Genomic DNA, 17876 nt, shown 5'->3' with positions numbered 1-17876 from the left:
GATGGCAGATGATGCAAAGCCCCGCGTGAAGGTTCCGAAATCGGCCAAGGCCGGCGAAACCGTGACCATCAAGGCGCTGATCTCGCACAAGATGGAATCGGGCCAGCGCAAGGATGCCGAGGGCAAGCTGATCCCGCGCTCGATCATCAACCGCTTCACCTGCGACCTGAACGGGGTGAACGTGGTGGACGTGGCGATCGACCCGGCGGTCTCGACCAATCCCTATTTCGAATTCGACGCCAAGGTCGATGCGGCGGGCGAGTTCAAGTTCACATGGTATGACGACGACGGCTCCGTCTACGAAGACGTGAAGCCGATCGAAGTCTCGTAGGCGCCGCAACAGGTCCAGATCCAGGGAGGAGACGCCATGCCGCGCTTTACCAAGACAAAAGGCACCTTGGCCGCCACGGCCCTTGGCCTCGCCCTTGCGGGCGCGGCCTTCGCGGAGCCGGCCGAGGACGAGCTGGTCATCGAAACCGATGACGGCCCGGTCGAGATCGCGACCAGGACGACCCCGCCCGCCTTTCTGGCCGACACGTTCGACGAGATCTATTCGGGCTGGCTGTTTCGCGACGACACCACGCGGGATATGGAACGGGACGATTTCGACAACCCCGCCATGGTCTTCGTCGACCGCGGGTTGGACGCCTGGAACGCGGCCATGGGCAGCAACGGCGAAAGCTGCGCCAGTTGCCATCAGGGACCCGAGACCATGGCCGGGCTGCGCGCGGCCCTGCCGCGGGTCGACGAGACCTCCGGCAAGCTGATGATCCTCGAGGATTACGTCAACGCCTGCGTGACCGAGCGCATGGGCCTGGAGAAATGGGGCACCACCTCGGAGGACATGAAGGACATGCTGTCGCTGATCTCGCTCCAGTCGCGCGGCATGGCGGTCAATGTCGCGATCGACGGCCCCGCCGCCCATTTCTGGGAGCAGGGCCGGGAGATCTACTATACCCGCTATGGCCAGCTGGAAATGTCCTGCGCGAACTGCCACGAGGACAATTACGGCAACATGATCCGCGCCGACCATCTGAGCCAGGGCCAGGTCAACGGCTTTCCCACCTACCGCCTGAAGGATGCCGGCATGGTGACGGCGCAGCAGCGTTTCGTCGGCTGCGTGCGCGACACGCGCGCGGAAACCTTCAAGGCCGGCTCGGACGAGTTCAAGGCGCTGGAGCTTTACGTCGCCTCGCGCGGCAACGGCCTGTCGGTCGAGGGCGTCTCGGTCCGGCACTGAAGCCCTGCGGCCGCCGGCGCGTCCGGCGGCCCGACCCCAACCTTCGAAAAGGGCATGTCCGACGCGCCTTGGCGCGGCGGGGAAGTCTTGCCCGAAACGCATGAGGAGTAACCGAGGAATGATTACCCGACGCGAGTTCTTCCAGGCCGCCATGGCCGCCTCGGCACTGGTCGGGGCCTCGGGCTTCGGAACCTGGTCGCGGGTGGCCGCGCAGCAGGCGCTGACCCAGGACCAGCTGCTGCAATTCGACGATTTCGGCAATGTGACGCTGATCCATGTCACCGACATCCACGCCCAGCTGAAGCCGATCTACTTCCGCGAGCCCGAGATCAATATCGGCGTGGGCGATGCCAAGGGCCAGGTGCCGCATGTCACCGGCGCCGCGTTCCAGCAGATGTTCGGCATCGCGCCGGGCTCGGCCGACGCCTATGCGCTGAGCTACCCGGATTTCGAGGCGCTGGCCCGCGGCTATGGCCGGATGGGCGGCATGGACCGCGTCGCCACCGTGGTCAAGGCGATCCGGGCCGCCCGGCCCGACTCGATCCTGCTGGATGGCGGCGACACCTGGCACGGCTCGATGACCTCGTTCCTGACCAAGGGGCAGGACATGGTCAACGTGATGAACGCGCTTGGCGTCGACGCCATGACCAGCCACTGGGAATGGACCTATGGCACCGAACGGGTCAAGGAGATCGTCGAGACGCAACTGAAGTTCCCCTTTCTCGGCGCGAACATCTTCGACGCGGAATGGGACGAGCCGGCCTTCGAGCCCTACAAGGTCTTCGAGCGCGGCGGACGGCGCATCGGCGTGATCGGCCAGGCCTTCCCCTACATGCCAATCGCCAATCCGAAATGGATGTTTCCCGAATACAGCTTCGGCATCCGCGAGGAACGCATGCAGCAGGTCGTGGACGAGTTGCGCGGCGAAGGCGTCGATCTGGTCGTGCTACTGTCGCATAACGGCTTCGACGTGGACAAGAAGATGGCCGGCCGCGTCAAGGGCATCGACGTGATCCTGTCGGGCCATACCCATGACGCCGTGCCCGAGCCGATCCTGATCGGCGAGACGATCCTGATCGCCACCGGCTCGAACGGCAAGTTCGTCAGCCGCGTCGATCTGGACCTGCGCGACGGCAAGATGATGGGCTTTCGCCACAAGCTGATCCCGATCTTTTCGGACGTGATCGCGCCGGATGCCGAGATGGCCGCGCTGATCGACGCCGAGCGCGCGCCCTTCAAGGCGCAGCTCGAGGAAAGGATCGGCACCACCGAAAGCCTGCTCTACCGGCGCGGCAACTTCAACGGCTCGTGGGACGACCTGATCTGCGACGCGGTGCGTTCCGAACGCGATGCGCAGATCGCGCTGTCGCCGGGCGTGCGCTGGGGCACCACGCTCTTGCCCGGCGATGCGATCACCCGCGAGGACATCCACAACGTCACCTCGATGACCTATGGCGCGGTCTACCGCACCGAGATGACCGGCGAGATGCTCAAGACCATCCTGGAGGATGTCGCCGACAACATCTTCAACACCGATCCCTATTACCAGCAGGGCGGCGACATGGTGCGCGTGGGCGGGCTGGCCTATGCGATCGACATCTCAAAGCCCATGGGCGAACGGATCGGCGCCATGGCGCTGGCCGATACCGGCGAGGCCATCGAAGCCGCGAAATCCTACACGGTCGCCGGCTGGGCCTCGGTCAACGAAGGCACCGAAGGCCCGCAAATCTGGGACGTGATCGAGACGCATATCCGCAAGATCGGCACCGTCCGGCTGCAACCCAACACCTCGGTCACCGTGACCGGGGTCTGACATCACGAAGGAGCGTTCGCCCATGAAAGACGAACCCACCGGGAACGGCAAGGATGCCGCGGGCACCTCGCGCCGTGCCTTCCTGCGCGCGGGCGCGGCGGCCGGGGCCGGCCTTGTCACCGGGGCCGGCATCGCCCGAGCCGCCGAGACCCCCGACCCGCTGATCACCGAGGTCCAGCCCTGGGCCACGGAGTTCGGCGAGGCGGTCGATGCCCACCCCTACGGCCTGCCGATCCATTTCGAATCGCATGTGAAGCGGCAATATGTCGAATGGCTGACGGAAAGCCCGGTATCCTCGATCAACTTCACGCCCATCCATGCGCTGGAAGGCACCATCACCCCGCAGGGCTGCGCCTTCGAGCGCCACCATTCCGGCGCCATCGAACTGTCCAAGCAGGACTACCGGCTGATGATCAACGGGCTGGTGGAAAAGCCGCTGGTCTTTACCTTCGAGGATCTGCTGCGTTTCCCCCGCGCCACCACCACCGCCTTTTGCGAATGCGCCGCCAATGGCGGCATGGAATGGGGCGGTGCGCAGCTGGAGGGCTGCCAGTATACCCAGGGCATGATCCACAACATGGAATATGTCGGCGTGCCGCTTTCCGTGCTGCTGGCCGAGGCCGGGGTGAAGCCCGAGGGGAAATGGCTTTACGTCGAGGGTGCCGACGCCTCGTCCAACGGCCGCTCGCTGCCGATGGAAAAGGCGATGGACGACGTGATGCTGGCCTTCTTCGCCAATGGCGAGGCGCTGCGCAAGGAACATGGCTATCCCGCCCGCCTGGTCGTGCCCGGCTGGGAAGGCAACATGTGGGTGAAATGGGTCCGGCGGCTGGGCGTCTATGACCAGGCGGTGGAAAGCCGCGAGGAAACCTCGAAATACACCGACCTGATGCCGGACGGACGGGCGCGGAAATGGACCTGGGTGATGGATGCGAAATCGGTCATCACCTCGCCCAGCCCGCAGGTGCCGATCCGCCACGGCAAGGGGCCCTTGGTGATCTCGGGCCTAGCCTGGAGCGGCAACGGCCGCGTCAACCGCGTCGATGTCTCGCTGGACGGCGGCAGGAACTGGACCACGGCGCGCATCACCGGCGATGCCAGGCCCAAGGCGCTGACCCGCTTCCACCTCGACATCGACTGGGACGGCTCCGAGATGCTGCTGCAATCGCGCGCCGTGGACGAGACCGGCTATGTCCAGCCGACCAAGGACGCGCTGCGTGCCATCCGCGGCCGCAACAACGTCTATCACAACAACGCCATCCAGACCTGGTGGGTCAAGGCCGACGGGGAGGTCGAGAATGTCGAGGTCGCATAAGCTGTTCTTCGCCTCGCTGCTGGCGGCATCGGCGCTTGCCGGCCCGGCCATGGCCGACAGGCTGGGACTGGGCCGCGAGGCCCTGCCCGAGGAAATCAGCGCCTGGGACGTGGCGGTCCTGCCCGATGGCCAGGGGCTGCGCCCCGGCTCGGGCGACGTCATGACCGGGGACGAGCTTTTCGCCGACAACTGCGCCTCGTGCCACGGCGATTTCGCCGAGGGGCTGGACAGCTGGCCCGTGCTGGCGGGCGGCGACGGCAGCCTGACCGACCCGCGCCCGGTCAAGACCATCGGCAGCTACTGGCCGCATCTTTCGACGGTCTATGACTATGTCCACCGCTCGATGCCCTTCGGCTCGGCGCAGACCCTGTCGGTCGATGATACCTATGCGATCACCGCCTTCCTGCTTTACTCCAACGGGCTGGTGGAGGACGATTTCGTCCTGACGCATGAGAACTTCACCCAGGTCGTGCTGCCCAATGCCGAGGGCTTCTATCCCGACGACCGGCCCGAGACGGAATATCCGCTGTTCTCGAAAGAGCCCTGCATGACGGATTGCGCCGCCGCGGTCGAGATCGCCAAGCGCGCGGTCGACCTGAACGTGACGCCCGAGGATGCCGACGGGCGCCCGGCCGGCACCATGCCCGACATCGGCGCAGGCGCCGCACCGGCCGAACCTGCCGAGCCGGTCGAAAAGAAGGCCGAAGCCGCGCCGGCCGAGGCACCGGCCGCCGCGCGCGAGAGCGTGGTCAAGACCGCCGCCGTCGCGCCGGAAGCCCCGGCCCCTGCCACGGCAGACACCGCCACCGATCCCGCGCTGGTCGCGGCGGGCGAAAAGGTCTTCAAGAAATGCACCGCCTGCCACAAACTCGGCGAGGGCGCGAAGAACGGCACCGGCCCGCTGCTGAACGGCATCGTCGGCCGCCCGGCGGGCGAGATCGAGGGCTTCAAGTATTCCAAGCCCCTGCTCGCCATGGCCTCGGACGGGCTGGTCTGGGACGATGCCGCGCTGCACGCCTTTCTGGAAAACCCCAAGGGCTTCATGAAAGGGACCAAGATGTCCTTTGCCGGGCTGAAGAAAGAGGACGAGCGCGCCGCCGTCATCGCCTATCTCGCCACGTTCGACGAATAGCGGATGAGACGGTGCGCCATCCCTGCTGCGCTGTCCATTGCGGTCGCGTCCGGCGCCTTTCCGGTCGCGGCCAGCGAGATCGGCGATCCGCTGCGCGGGGCCGAACTGTTCGCGGAGGAATGCTCCGCCTGCCACCGCATCGGACCGGGGGCGACGGATGCCACCGGCCCAAGGCTGAACGGCATCTTCGGCCGCCGCGCGGGCAGCCTTGCCGGCTTCAACTATTCCAGGGCGATGCTGCGCATGGGCAATGACGGCCTGAGATGGACCCTGCCGACGCTGGACGCCTATATCGAGAACCCGAAGGCGCTGGTTTCGGGCACGCGCATGGCCTATCGCGGGCTGGCCGATGCGCAGGCAAGGGGCGATCTGATGGCCTATCTGCGCGCCTATTCCGACCGGCCGCAGGACATCCCGGAAGCCGAGCCCACCGCCCGCGCCAGCGCACCGGTCCTGCCCGGGTGGATACTGGCCTTGCAGGGCGATCCCGGGTTCGGCGAATACCTGTCCGCGGAATGCACGACCTGCCACCAGCGCGACGGATCGGATCAGGGCATCCCCTCGATCGCGGGCTGGCCGGAGCAGGATTTCGTGGTGGCCATGCATGCCTATCGGCAAAAGCTGCGGCCGCATCCGGTGATGCAGATGATGGCCGGGCGCCTGAGCGAAGAGGAAATCGCGGCGCTCGCGGCCTATTTCGCCACGCTCGAATGACCGAAGGCGGCCGGGGCAAAGGCCCCGCAGCCGCAAACAGGAAAGGAACGAGACCATGATCCTGACCAGACGAGAACTGATCGCCGGCAGCGCGGCCGCGACCGGCCTGCTTTATGCGCCCGCCGTTCTGGGACAGGGCAAGCCCAAGGTCGTCGTCATCGGCGGCGGCGCCGGCGGCGGCACGGCGGCGCGCTATCTGGCCAAGGATTCCCAGGGCGCGCTGGACGTGACGCTGGTCGAGGCCGATCCGGTCTATACGACCTGCTTCTTCTCGAACCTTCATATCGGCGGGCTGCGCGATTTCGACAGCCTCCGGCACGGCTATGACAAGATGGCCGCGGGCGGCGTGACCGTCGTCAACGACCGGGCGACGGCGGTGGACCGCGAGGCGCGGACGGTCACGCTGGCGGGCGGGCAGGTGCTGGCCTATGACCGGCTGGTGCTGTCGCCCGGCATCGATTTCGTCGAGGATTCGGTTCCGGGCTGGTCGCTCGACGCGGCCGAGATCATGCCCCATGCCTACAAGGCCGGGCCGCAGACCGAGTTGCTGAAGCGCATGATCCAGGCGATGCCGCAGGGCGGCACCTTCGCCATGGTCGCGCCCCCCAACCCCTATCGCTGCCCGCCCGGCCCCTATGAACGGGCCAGCATGGTGGCGCATCTGCTGAAGCAGACCAACCCGACGGCCAAGATCATCATCCTGGACGCCAAGGAGAAATTCTCCAAGCAGGCGCTGTTCGAGGAGGGGTGGGGCAAATATTACGACGGCATGATCGAATGGATCAATCCCGAGTTCGGCGGCGCCGATGTCGCCGTGCGGCCCGACAGCATGGAAGTGGTCGTCGAGGGCGTGGCGCAAAAGGTGGATTGCTGCAACGTGATCCCAGCCCAGACCGCCGGCCGCATCGCCGCCATCGCCGGGCTGACCGACGAATCCGGCTGGGCCCCGGTCCATCCCGACAGCATGAAGTCCCGCATCGACGGGAATGCCTGGGTCCTGGGCGATTCCAGCGCCCAGGGCGACATGCCGAAATCCGCCTTCTCGGCCAACAGCCAGGCCAAGGTGGCGGCAATGGCGATCCGGGCCGAACTGACCGGCTCGCGCCTCTTTCCGGCCAAATACTCCAACACCTGCTGGTCGCTGCTCGCGCCCGAGGACGGCGTCAAGCTGGGCGCCTCCTATGAGCCCAATGACGACAGGATCGCCAGCGTCGAGAGCTTCATCAGCGACACGGGCGAGGATGCCGCGCTGCGCCGGCGCACCTATGAGGAAAGCCTCGGCTGGTATGCGGGCATCACCGCCGACATCTTCGGCTGAACCGAAAGGAGAACCCCATGCACCTGAACCGCCGCCATTTCCTTGCCGCTTCCGCCGCCGCCCTGGTCCTGCCCGGCAGGCGGGTCTGGGCCGCCAGCACCCTGACCATGGGAACGGTGCGCGTCGACAGCCTGTCGGACGGGCATCTGGAACTGCCGCTGGACTTTACCTTCGCCGGCCTGCCCGAGGCCGAGATCGCGGCCCTGCTCGACCGGCACGGGCTGGCGGCGGACGGGCTGACGCCGCCCTGCAACCTGACGCTGCTGCGCGACGGCACGAACACCGTGCTGTTCGACCTGGGCGCGGGGCCGGATTTCATGCCCACTGCCGGCAAGCTGGCCGAGGCGCTGGAGGCGCTGGACCTGACGCCCGGGGATGTGACGCATGTGCTGATCACCCACGGCCATCCCGATCACCTCTGGGGCCTGCTGGACGAATTCGACGAGCCGGTCTTCGCCGATGCCGAATACATGATCGGCCAGGCCGAGTTCAACTATTGGATGGACCCGGCCACGGTCGAAAGCATCGGCGAGGACCGCGCCAGCTTCGCCATCGGCGCCTCGCGGCGGCTGGAGGTCGTCGCGGACAGCATCCGCAAGCTGGCCGACGGCGAAGAAGCCCTGCCCGGCATCACCGCGCGGCTGACGCCCGGCCATACCCCCGGCCACCTGGCCTATGAGATCGCCACGCCCGAGGGCACGCTGATGGTCGTGGGCGACGCGATCGGCAACCACCACGTCGCCTTCGACCGCCCCGACTGGCCCGCGCCCTCGGACCAGGATCCCGCGCTGGCCGCCGCCACCCGCGTCGCGCTGCTGGAGCGGCTGGCGGACGGGGCCATGCCCTTCATCGGCTACCACCTGCCGCAGGGCGGGCTGGGACGGGTGGAAAGAACCGAAACCGGCTATCGCTTCGCGGGGGACATCTGATGCGCCGGCTGATCCTTTGCCTGATCGCCCTGCCCGCCCTGGCATCCGAGGACATTCCCGACCAATATCCGCAATCGGTGCTGTATTCGAAGCCGGTCGAGGTGATCCCGCATGTCTTCTCGGCCATCGGCGCCACGGCGCCGCCGACCTATGACAATGCCGGGCACAACAACAACCTGACCTTCATCGTGACCGGCGACGGCGTGATCGTGGTGAATGCGGGCGCCTCGTGGCAGTTGGCCGAGGCGCTGCATGCCGAGATCCGCGCCGTCACCGACCAGCCGGTGAAACTGGTCATCAACGAGAACGGCCAGGGCCATGCCATGCTGGGCAACGGCTATTGGGCGGCGCAGGGCGTGCCGATCCTGGCGCATGAGGAAGCCGCCGCCGAATTCGCGGACGGTGCACCGCAGGACCTGGCCAGCCTTCGAAACTATGCCCGGGAACGGGCCGAGGGCACGGTGATCGCCCCTCCGACCGAGACCTTCACCGACCGCAAGGACATCGCCATGGGCGGCGTCGCCATCGAGGTGCTGCACCTGGGCCCCGCGCATTCGCCCGGCGATACCCAGGTCTGGATTCCGGAATGGTCGATGATGATCGCCGGCGACATCGCCTTTCACGAGCGCATGCCGCCGATCTTCGAGGGCACCTGCACCTCTTGCTGGATCGAGACCTGGGAGACGAAATTCGCGCCGCTCGCCCCGGCCCATGTCATTCCCGGCCACGGCCATCCGACGAATCTGGCGCAGGTCACGCACCATACCCGCGACTATTTGGCCGACCTGCGCGAAAAGATCGGCGCACATATCGAGGAGGGCGGCGATCTGGCCGGCGCCTATTACGTCGACCAGTCGCGCTGGTCGCATCTCGACACGTTCGAGGAACTGGCGACCAAGAACGCCGGCGTGGTCTTTGCCGAGATGGAGTTCGAATAGGGTTCAGGCCGGGGCACGTTTCCCGGCCTGATCGACCAGCAGGTCGGTGATCGCGGCCCCGATCCACATGCACAACAGCGCAAGCCAGGCCGTCGCCACGAAGATCGAGCCGCCCGAAACACCGGCGCCGATGGCGCAGCCCCCGGCCAGCATGGCGCCGAATCCCATCAGCGCCGCCCCCAGCATCGAGCGCCGCATCTGCCCCTCGCCCTCGAAGCCCTGGAACTTCAGCCGCCGCTTCAGCGCCGCCGACAGAAAGGCCCCCGCAAAGACGCCCGGCACCAGGCCGATGTCGAAATCCAGCCCCGGCTTTTCCGTCAGAAAGAACATCAGCGTGCTGGCAGACGGCCCCGAGAAGGTGGCCGATGTCACGCTGACCGGCTCGAAAGCCTGTTGCGACAGGGAAAAGGTCAGCACCCAGCCAAGCGCCACCGCAAATCCCGCACCCGAGGCGAAGACAAGCACCCGCACGCCGATCCGGTTCGCCCGTGCCAGCCAAAGCGCCGCCGCGGCAAAGCCGAAACCGATCAGGATGGCACCGGATTCGGGCAGGGGCAGCGCCGTCAGCAGGCTGACGTTGCGGCCGCCCGCCGTGGTCCACAGCCCCGCAAGCTCTTGCCGCAAGGGGGCCAGCCAGCCATGCAGCGCCATCTGCGCCACCACCGCGAAGATCAGCCCCGACACGACCGAGCGCAGGTTCCCGGTGGCGGCCAGCACCAAGAGCCGCCCCGAACAGCCCCGCGCCAGCACCATGCCCGCGCCGAACATCAGCCCGCCAATCACCGCACCGGACCAACTGCCGGTAACGGCCATCATCCGGGCGTCCTCGGCTCGAAACAGCCCCAGCAGGCGCGCGCCCTGCACCCAGATGACCGCAGTGGAAAAGGTCAGCAGCCACACGGCGACCCTGGGCCCCAGGCTGCCGCGGGCGAACTCCACCGTCGCGGCCCGCAGGCAAAAGGACGAACGCTCGGCGGAAAAGCCGAAGACGGCGCCGACCAGAAGACCGAAGAGCGCCGCCAGATACGGCTCGGGGAAATGCTCGAGAAGAAGGGCAAGGTCCATGACAACCGTCCTTTTCGACATATGACCCCAGGCATGTCGGCCGCGCCTTGACATGAATCATATGCCCGCCGCCGCGAATCCAGAAGCGCCAGGGCATGGAGAGATAACTGCGGGCCAAGGGCCGCAGCCCCTCCTGCCACCCATCCTGACGTTCAAGGTTGTTCGGCGGATCGGGGTTTCGCCAATAACGAGCGCACCGCCATTTTTTACACGCCGGGCGCCTGTATTTTGAGGCATAGCGGACACTTGCGCGCTTGACTTGGTCCCGGGACGCACTCAATCTTATTTGAAAGGCCAGCGATCCAAGGGGGAAATAAGGGAACCGTATATCCAGGGATGTTCTCGGCCATCAGGAAACCACGCCGTCTTCTGGAATCGGGCAATTGGAGATCGAATGATTAGCCGCATAATCGGCGGGGTCTCCCGCGTGGTCAGGAGAAGGGTGGCCCAGCAAAGGCGCTGGATGAAAACGCGGCATCTGCATGGCCCGGAATTCGTGGAACTTTCCGATACGCAAGCCATGGTGACATTGCTTGCACGCAACTCTTCCTGGTTCATTCGGAAGTTCATCGAGCATCATTTTTCGCTTGGCGCAGCACATATCCTTGTGATCGACAACGGCTCGACCGATGCAACCGTAGATATTTGCAGGAATTATGATCGGCTGACCGTTCTGCAGAACGACCTTCCGGCCAAGCTGTATGAAAGCGCATTGCGCTCGGAATTGTCGCAAAGGGTTGCAAAGGGCGGATGGATACTGTTCGCCGATTCCGACGAGCTGATCGAAATTCCCACCGGCGGGTTGACCCGGTTGCTGGGATATTGCAACGATCGGGGATATACTTCGGTCTTGGGGCAAATGCTCGATCACTTCTCAACCCTGCCCTATCGTGAGTTGCGATATATGGATTATGCGGAATCCATCAAGGCGCATAATCTCTATTCCCTCAGGCAGATCGAGGTCATTCCATATTTCGACCAACATGCCACGAGCTTCAACTGGTTCCTTCGCAACAACATATGCGACCATCCGCAAATAAGCTTTCGGCGCGGCGGCGTGCGGGCCGAGCTTTTCGGGGAAAATCCCTTTCTGTCGAAACATTCCCTCGTGCGGAACCTGCCCGGCATAACGCCGATGCCGCACCCGCATTGCGCCACGAACGTCACGCTGGCCGATACCATGCTGCTTGTCCGCCATTACAAACTGGCCGGGGATTGGGTGGCGCGCGACCGGCTGGCGATCCGCGAGGGCCGGTGGGATCACGGCGAGGACAGCAGGCGCATTTCCGCCATCGGCGACGAAAACGCCATGCGGCTGGACCCGCAGGAGCCTCGTCCATGGCGCGGGATCGATACCTTGCGGGACGAGGGCTTTCTGTTCTCGTCAGCGGAGTTTCTCGCCGCCATGCAGGACGATCCCGAAACATCCGGCCAAGTCGCATGCGCCCAGATCAGAGCAGGGGGAGCGGGTCTTTGAAAATCCTTCTTTTCCAGATCTACGGAAATCAGCGCGCCTATCATCTTGAACTGACCTACTGCGTCCTTTCCGCCATGCGCTTTCTGCAGGACGACCCGGCCGGGATTCGCATTGTCCTGGCCGCGGATGCGGAAAACCGTCGCCCCGATCTTCCCGCCGATCACCTGCCGATCACGCCCGATACGCTTCTGGAATGGCAGATGAACGGCAGCTATACCCATGCCATCCAGGCCCATGCGCTGCACCATGCCGTCCGGCATTTCGACGCGCCGACGATCCTGATCGACAGCGATACCGTTTTCCACGCCCACCCCAAGCACCTGTTCGACCGGATAGGGCCGGGCAAGACCCTGATGCATGCCCGCGAAGGAATATTGCGGGACAGCCCGGAATGGCCGGAATGGGAAAGCCTGATCCGCAATACCGGCGGCGTATTGGCAGGCTGGCCGGTCGACCGGAATACGGTCATGCACAATGCCGGCGTTCTGGGCCTGCACCCCAGCGACGCCGCGCTCATGGAGCGCGTAAAGGCCGCGATGCAGGAAATCCGCGCACAAAGCTCGGTGTTCACGGCCGTGCAACTGGCCGCGTCGCTGGGTTTCGGCAATGAGACGGAACTGTCGGATTGCGACGACCTGGTCGAGCATTATTGGAACGGGCCGCGGGCCTATTACCACTATCAGATCAAGCGCATGTTTCCGAAAATCCTGCAAGGCGGCGGGATAGAGGGAATGAACATGCCGCTTGCACCGCTGGAAAGAAACCCGCCCTGCCGGATGGGAAACCGCATTGCCGCGCGAATCAAGCGGATGCGGCGGGGCGGCGATGGCGAATATGCCTATGCCTATCTGGCCTATCTCAATGCGCTGTCGCTGCGCAGAAGCGATATGGACATGGCGAATGTGTGGGCGGTCACGGCATTGGACATGCTGTCATGGGGCGTATCGCGCCAACACCAGGAAATCACTACGGATTTCTCGCATTTCTCTCCGGCAGGCCTGGACGCGCAAGACTGGATGCAACCCACCTTGCGCCGGCGTTGGCATGATTACTGGGCGGCGCGGACATGACCTGAAAAGGCGGGGCTAGACCTTTTCGCCATTCGCCCGGTCGAAGCGCGACTGGGCGGTATGGATCGCGTCGATATTCGCCATCGCCCATTCCGCAAGGGCGCAGACCGGCTTGCGCAGCGATTGGCCAAGCTCGGTCAGTTCGTAATCGACGCGGGGCGGGATGCTGGGCGTCACCGTGCGCGACACCAGCCCGTCGCGTTCCAGCCCGCGCAGGGTCAGCGTCAGCATGCGCTGGGAAATGCTGGGGATCTCGCGCCGCAATTCGTTGAACCGCTTCGGCCCTTCGGCCAGGACCGAGACGATCAGCAAGCTCCATTTGTCGCCGATCCTTTGCAGGACGGCGGTGAAGGCCCTGCAACCGAAACTGTTCGGATCATGCATCTGGTTTCTCCGGTTACCTCGGTGTGACCAGGTCACAGCCATGTAAGTGCGGCACAGGATTGTGCCTTCTTGCGGGGGGTTCCCCGATGGTTACTTAGGGGATCTCAGTATAGATTCCATACCTAGGAGACAAGAGTGACCATCCTGCATATCGACAGCAGCATCACCGGCGAGAACAGCGTCAGCCGCATCGTCAGCCAGGCGATCATCGACCGGCTGGCCGAGGCGCAGCCCGGCATCCCCGTCATTCGCCGCGATCTTGCCAGCGCGCCGCTGCCGCACCTGACGCTGGATGCGCTTGGCGACACTTCGGTGCTGGACGAGTTCCTGGCCGCCGATACGGTGGTGATCGGCGCGCCGATGTATAACTTCACCCTGCCCAGCCAGCTCAAGGCATGGATCGACCGCATCGTCGTTGCCGGCAAGACCTTCCGCTATACCGCCGAAGGGCCGGAGGGGCTGGCCAAGGGCAAGCGCGTGATCGTCGCCCTGGCGCGCGGCGGTTTTTACAGCGACGAGGCCAGGATCGCGCTGGAGCATCTGGAAAGCTATCTGCGCTCGGTCTTTGCCTTCATCGGCATCGAGGCCGAATTCGTGATGGCCGATGGCGTGAGCATCGGTCCCGAACAGCGCCAGGCCGCCATCGACCAGGCGCTTGGCCAGACCCGGCAGCTTGCCGCCTGAGCGCGCCGCCGCCTGTCCTTCACGGCAGGCGGCTGATCGCCGGCCAGTAATCGGCCAGCCACAGCAGGAACGCCGCCGCCCACAGGACCGCCGCGACCAGATGCAGCGGGCCGGGCGGCCAGGGCATCAGCCCCATCTCGGGCAGGGCGCGCAGCAGCACCGCCGCGGCGGCCAGCACGAAAGCGGCCCGGGTCTGCCAGTTCAGGCCCAGCCCCTGCCCGGTATGGAACCGCCCCGCAATCGCCAGCACCGCCAGGACGCCCAGGCCCAAGCCCCCCATCAGCGCCAGATGCAGCGGCCCGGCCTCGGCCCAGGGCGCACCCAAGGCTGCGGCACCCAGACCCAGCAGCCCCACTCCGGCAAAGCCCGCCGCCGCCATCAGCACCATGATCTCGGCGCAAAACGCCTCGGGGCCGACAAAGCCCTCGGCCATGCGGTCCATGAAGGCGGCGCCGGCGGCGATCCACAGAAAGCCCGCGACCGCCGGCGACAGGCCCGCAACCTGCCCGATCAGCGCCAGGGCCACCAGCCCGGCCGACAGGTTCAGCCGCCCCGGATGCGGTCGGAAGGGCGAGGTCCTTTCGCTGGGGTCCAGCACGATGTTCGTGACCGGCACGGTGATCCGCGCCAGGGCAAGGGCGAGCAGCCCCAGAAACACCAGCCCCGCGATGCGCAGCCATTCCGCCGCCGCCTCGACCTGCCCCGCCAGCATCGCCATGCGCGCCATCAGCCCCGCCAGCGTCAGCGCGAAAAGCCAGCCCGCAAAGCTTAGCAGCCGCGTCGTGCGCTGCTCCAGCGAGACCTTCAGGAAATAGGCCAGCAGCAGCACCAGCCAGGCCAGATCCGCCAGCATCGCCGGCAGGATCAGCGCGTCCGCGCCCATAAGCCCCGCGATCCGCGCCAGCCCCCAAAGCGCGGCAAGCCACCACAGCGGCCGCCCGCGCAGGCGCGGCGTGTCCGTCCATTCCGGCGCGGCAGTGGTCAGAAAGCCCAGCAGCGCCGCGCCCCAGGCGCCGAAGATCATCTCGTTCGCATGCCAGATGCCGGGCGGGATCCGGCGCGCAAAGGGCAGGTCAAAGGACCAGAGCGCCACCCAAAGCAGCGGCCACAACGCCGCATGCAGCGCCGCCAGCGGAAAGAACAGCCTGAAGCCTTCGTCGGAAAGCACGCGATGCAAGGGGGGCTTCATGGGCGCAGCCGTTCGTCGATGTCGTGGATATGCGCAAACAGCGGGTCGGCGGTCAGGTAATGCTGGCGCAGGGCAAAGATCGCCGCCTCGTCGCGGGTTCCGGGGTTGCCGGGCGGCAGGCGCTCGCCCGCGATGCCGCGCCCGCCCGCGTCCAGCACCAGGATGCGGTGGCTGATGCGGATGGCCTCCAGCAGGTCGTGGGTGATGAACAGCGCCGCGAACCGCGCCGAGGCGGCGGCCTCGATCACCAGGTCCTGCATCCGCCGTTTCAGCGCGACATCCAGCGCCGTAAAGGGTTCGTCGAAATAGATGAAATCCGGGTCGGTCACCAGCGCGCGGGCGATGGCGGCGCGCTGGCGCATGCCGCCCGAAAGCTCGGAGGGGTATTTCCCCAGATCCTCGGGCAAGAGCCCGGCGCGCAGCGCGGCATCTCCGATCATCCGGCGCCGCATCCGGCGCGGCGCGCGCGACAGGCGCAGCGGAAAGCCGATATTGCCGGCCGCCGTCGCCCAAGGCATCAGTCGCGGATCCTGGAACACCATCGCATGGCGAAGGTAGCGGCGGGCGACGCGCCCCTCGCGCGGCTCGACCAGCCCGGCGGCGATATGGGCGAGGGTCGACTTGCCCGAACCCGACGGCCCGACCAGCGCCACGATCTCTTGCCGCTCGACGGTCAGGGTGATGCCCTCCAGCACGGTGCGGCCGAAAAAGGCGTGGCCGATGCGATTCAGCTCCAGCAGGCTCATCGCTTGACGCCCCAGGGTGCGGCGGCTTCGCGCCAGCGTTCCAGTTCGGCCCGGACCGGACGGATCAGGACGTATTCGACAGCGATCAGCGCGGCGACGGCCAGGCTGACCCAGGCCAGCGCCTCGGCAATGTCCAGCATGGCCCGCGCCCGCGCCAGCGCGCCGCCGATGCCACCGGCATTGGCCAGCAGTTCCGCCATGATCGCGACCTTGAAGGCCGAGCCGAGTGCCAGGATCAGCGCCGGGAACAGCTGCGCCGAAATCTGCCGGGCCGATACGAACAGAAAGCGCCGCAAGGGGCCGGCGCCAAAGACCCGCGCCATGTCGTCAAGGCCGCGGTCGCGCGTCACCACCCCCTCGACCGCGCCGACAAAGACCACAGGCGTGGCCGAGATCAGGATCGTCACCGCCACGGTCATGTCCGAGGGGCCGAACCAGATCATCGCCAGCACGATCCAGGCGATCGGCGGCACGCCCAGAAGCAGGGTCAGGACCGGCCGCGACAGCCGCAGCGTGGCCGGCGAATAGCCCGCCGCCACCCCGGCCAGCGTGCCGATCAGCGCACAAAGCCCGAAACCGGCCAGCGCTCGGGCGGTGGTCAGCGCCAGCAGTTCCTGCGCCCTGCCCTCGTGCAAAAGCCGCGCCGCGGCGGCCAGCGTGTCCAGCGGCGCGGTCAGGATGAAGTCGCCATAGGCCTCGTGCCCCGCCTGCCACAGCGCACCGATCAGCGCGAGCCCCGCCAGCCCGGCCCAGGCCGACCACAGGAACCGGCCCAGCCGCGCCAGCCGGTCGAGACAGGCCGCAAGCAGGCTCACAGCAGATAGAACCCCGCATCGGGCAGCTTGCCGCCGATGATCGCGGCATCGGTTTCCGCCATCAGCGACAGGATCGCCTCGACGGCCGGCCGCGCCTCTCCGGCCGGGCGCACGGCCAGCCGGGAATGGGGAACCGACAGCGCCAGGATCGGGGCGGGCATGTCCAGCGGGCCGGAGGCTTCGGTCGCGGCCTGCACCGGATCGGCCAGAACCTCGTCATTCGCCCGCACCAGCGCGGCCTGCAACGGCTCCAGCAGTTCCACGCCCCCGGCCAGAAAAGCGTCGGTCGCGGCCAGCCCGGCCTGCGGCAGCACCGGGCCGACATCGCCCTGCCGGCCCCATTCCGCTTGCAGGTCGATCACCCGGGCGAAAGCCTTGCCCACCGTCCGGCCGCGCATGATCGCGACGCTGGAGGCAGGCTCGCTCAGCAGCGCCGCCTCGATCTGGCCGGCCAGCAGCATCTGCGCGGCCTCGATGGGGCTGCCGACGGGCACCAGTTGCACCTTGTCGGCGATGCCCTGCCGCGCCAGCAGCGCGCGCAGCACGAAATCGGGCGTGTCGTTGACGAAGGGCACGGCCAGCCGCATGCCCTCCAGCGCCGCGAGATCCGCGACCGTGCCGGATTCGGCCACGATGAACAGCAGCCCGTCCGTCATCGTATTGACCAGCCGCAGCCCCATGCCGCGGTTGTAAAGGTTCGCCGCGACCTGCACCGGCACCACCGACAGGTCGATGGTCCCCGAGGTCAGGCCGGCGCGCAACTCGTCCGGGCTGCGCCAGACGGTCAGCGACACCTCGGCCGACAGATCCTTCAGCGCGCCGCTGGCCACGGCATGGGCCAGGGTGATGCTGGGTCCGGCAGGCGGGCCGAACAGCGCCAGACGGGCAAGCGGCGCAGCGCGCAGGAGGCGGGGTGCCGCCAGCGTGGCGGCCAGCGTCCCCGCCCCGGCAAGGACGGTGCGGCGCGAGGGATTGCGAAGGATAAGGGACATGGCTGCCCTCCTGGCAGGCGCAAGGTGAACGGGGGTCGCTGGCGGAGGGCTGGCG

Annotated in this window: 18 protein-coding genes; 12 read left to right on the top strand and 6 right to left on the bottom strand. The window is 66.6% G+C overall.

The window, feature by feature from the left end:
• Position 1: 1 nt before the first annotated feature.
• From soxZ to BLT64_RS12225, 9 genes are all read left to right on the top strand, one after another.
• The gene (gene soxZ, locus BLT64_RS12265) at positions 2 to 331 is read left to right on the top strand and encodes a thiosulfate oxidation carrier complex protein SoxZ (protein WP_011750381.1); all 330 of its coding nucleotides are present in this window, start codon (positions 2 to 4) and stop codon (positions 329 to 331) included.
• 36 nt (positions 332 to 367) lie between these two features.
• A complete protein-coding gene (gene soxA, locus BLT64_RS12260; RefSeq protein WP_011750382.1) occupies positions 368 to 1240 on the top strand; it encodes a sulfur oxidation c-type cytochrome SoxA in 873 nt (290 codons plus the stop codon).
• Between the two features lie 118 nt (positions 1241 to 1358).
• The gene (soxB, locus tag BLT64_RS12255) at positions 1359 to 3053 is read left to right on the top strand and encodes a thiosulfohydrolase SoxB (RefSeq protein WP_011750383.1); all 1695 of its coding nucleotides are present in this window, start codon (positions 1359 to 1361) and stop codon (positions 3051 to 3053) included.
• Positions 3054 to 3075: 22 nt separating this feature from the next.
• Complete coding sequence (gene soxC / locus BLT64_RS12250) at positions 3076 to 4368, top strand: sulfite dehydrogenase (protein WP_011750384.1); 1293 nt, start codon at positions 3076 to 3078, stop codon at positions 4366 to 4368.
• On the top strand, positions 4352 to 5500 hold the full coding sequence (locus tag BLT64_RS12245; protein ID WP_011750385.1) for a c-type cytochrome: 1149 nt from the start codon (positions 4352 to 4354) through the stop codon (positions 5498 to 5500). Before soxC ends, BLT64_RS12245 begins: the two co-directional genes overlap by 17 nt.
• 3 nt (positions 5501 to 5503) lie before the next feature.
• Positions 5504 to 6214, top strand: coding sequence for a c-type cytochrome (locus BLT64_RS12240; protein ID WP_011750386.1), 711 nt, complete (start codon positions 5504 to 5506; stop codon positions 6212 to 6214).
• A 55-nt stretch (positions 6215 to 6269) separates the two neighbouring features.
• The gene (locus BLT64_RS12235) at positions 6270 to 7532 is read left to right on the top strand and encodes an NAD(P)/FAD-dependent oxidoreductase (protein WP_011750387.1); all 1263 of its coding nucleotides are present in this window, start codon (positions 6270 to 6272) and stop codon (positions 7530 to 7532) included.
• A gap of 17 nt (positions 7533 to 7549) precedes the next feature.
• A complete protein-coding gene (locus BLT64_RS12230) occupies positions 7550 to 8461 on the top strand; it encodes an MBL fold metallo-hydrolase (RefSeq protein ID WP_011750388.1) in 912 nt (303 codons plus the stop codon).
• Complete coding sequence (locus tag BLT64_RS12225) at positions 8461 to 9399, top strand: MBL fold metallo-hydrolase (RefSeq protein WP_011750389.1); 939 nt, start codon at positions 8461 to 8463, stop codon at positions 9397 to 9399. Before BLT64_RS12230 ends, BLT64_RS12225 begins: the two co-directional genes overlap by 1 nt.
• A 3-nt stretch (positions 9400 to 9402) precedes the next feature.
• On the opposite strand, the gene BLT64_RS12220 is transcribed toward BLT64_RS12225, so the two are convergent.
• Positions 9403 to 10464: a YeeE/YedE family protein gene (locus tag BLT64_RS12220; protein WP_041530453.1), complete on the bottom strand. Its 1062-nt coding sequence runs from the start codon at positions 10462 to 10464 to the stop codon at positions 9403 to 9405.
• A 463-nt stretch (positions 10465 to 10927) separates the two neighbouring features.
• Here BLT64_RS12220 and BLT64_RS12215 point away from each other — a divergent pair, with 463 nt between their 5' ends.
• Both BLT64_RS12215 and BLT64_RS12210 read left to right on the top strand, forming a co-directional pair.
• Positions 10928 to 11941 carry a glycosyltransferase family 2 protein gene (locus tag BLT64_RS12215; RefSeq protein WP_041530454.1) on the top strand — a complete coding sequence of 338 codons (1014 nt, stop codon included), beginning with the start codon at positions 10928 to 10930 and terminating at the stop codon, positions 11939 to 11941.
• Positions 11938 to 13011 carry a hypothetical protein gene (locus tag BLT64_RS12210; protein WP_041530455.1) on the top strand — a complete coding sequence of 358 codons (1074 nt, stop codon included), beginning with the start codon at positions 11938 to 11940 and terminating at the stop codon, positions 13009 to 13011. Before BLT64_RS12215 ends, BLT64_RS12210 begins: the two co-directional genes overlap by 4 nt.
• 15 nt (positions 13012 to 13026) lie before the next feature.
• On the opposite strand, the gene BLT64_RS12205 is transcribed toward BLT64_RS12210, so the two are convergent.
• Positions 13027 to 13395 (bottom strand): winged helix-turn-helix transcriptional regulator, encoded by a 369-nt coding sequence (locus BLT64_RS12205; RefSeq protein WP_011750393.1) that lies wholly within the window; start codon positions 13393 to 13395, stop codon positions 13027 to 13029.
• Between the two features lie 135 nt (positions 13396 to 13530).
• On the opposite strand from BLT64_RS12205, the gene BLT64_RS12200 reads away from it, so the two are divergent.
• Positions 13531 to 14079: an FMN-dependent NADH-azoreductase gene (locus tag BLT64_RS12200; RefSeq protein WP_011750394.1), complete on the top strand. Its 549-nt coding sequence runs from the start codon at positions 13531 to 13533 to the stop codon at positions 14077 to 14079.
• Positions 14080 to 14098: 19 nt separating this feature from the next.
• On the opposite strand, the gene BLT64_RS12195 is transcribed toward BLT64_RS12200, so the two are convergent.
• The 4 genes from BLT64_RS12195 to BLT64_RS12180 are packed head-to-tail and all read right to left on the bottom strand — an operon-like array spanning position 14099 to position 17821.
• A complete protein-coding gene (locus BLT64_RS12195; protein ID WP_011750395.1) occupies positions 14099 to 15268 on the bottom strand; it encodes an NnrS family protein in 1170 nt (389 codons plus the stop codon).
• Positions 15265 to 16014: an ABC transporter ATP-binding protein gene (locus BLT64_RS12190; RefSeq protein ID WP_011750396.1), complete on the bottom strand. Its 750-nt coding sequence runs from the start codon at positions 16012 to 16014 to the stop codon at positions 15265 to 15267. Before BLT64_RS12190 ends, BLT64_RS12195 begins: the two co-directional genes overlap by 4 nt.
• Entirely contained in the window at positions 16011 to 16829 is an 819-nt protein-coding gene (locus tag BLT64_RS12185; protein WP_011750397.1) for an ABC transporter permease, read from the bottom strand. Before BLT64_RS12185 ends, BLT64_RS12190 begins: the two co-directional genes overlap by 4 nt.
• The gene (locus tag BLT64_RS12180) at positions 16826 to 17821 is read right to left on the bottom strand and encodes an ABC transporter substrate-binding protein (protein WP_011750398.1); all 996 of its coding nucleotides are present in this window, start codon (positions 17819 to 17821) and stop codon (positions 16826 to 16828) included. The genes BLT64_RS12185 and BLT64_RS12180 overlap by 4 nt, the downstream gene beginning before the upstream one ends.
• Positions 17822 to 17876: the final 55 nt, after the last annotated feature.

Source organism: Paracoccus denitrificans (genome assembly GCF_900100045.1).
GTDB classification, from domain to species: domain Bacteria; phylum Pseudomonadota; class Alphaproteobacteria; order Rhodobacterales; family Rhodobacteraceae; genus Paracoccus; species Paracoccus denitrificans.
Note: the sequence above shows the minus strand (reverse complement) of the source record. Positions and strands in the feature narration are given on the sequence as shown.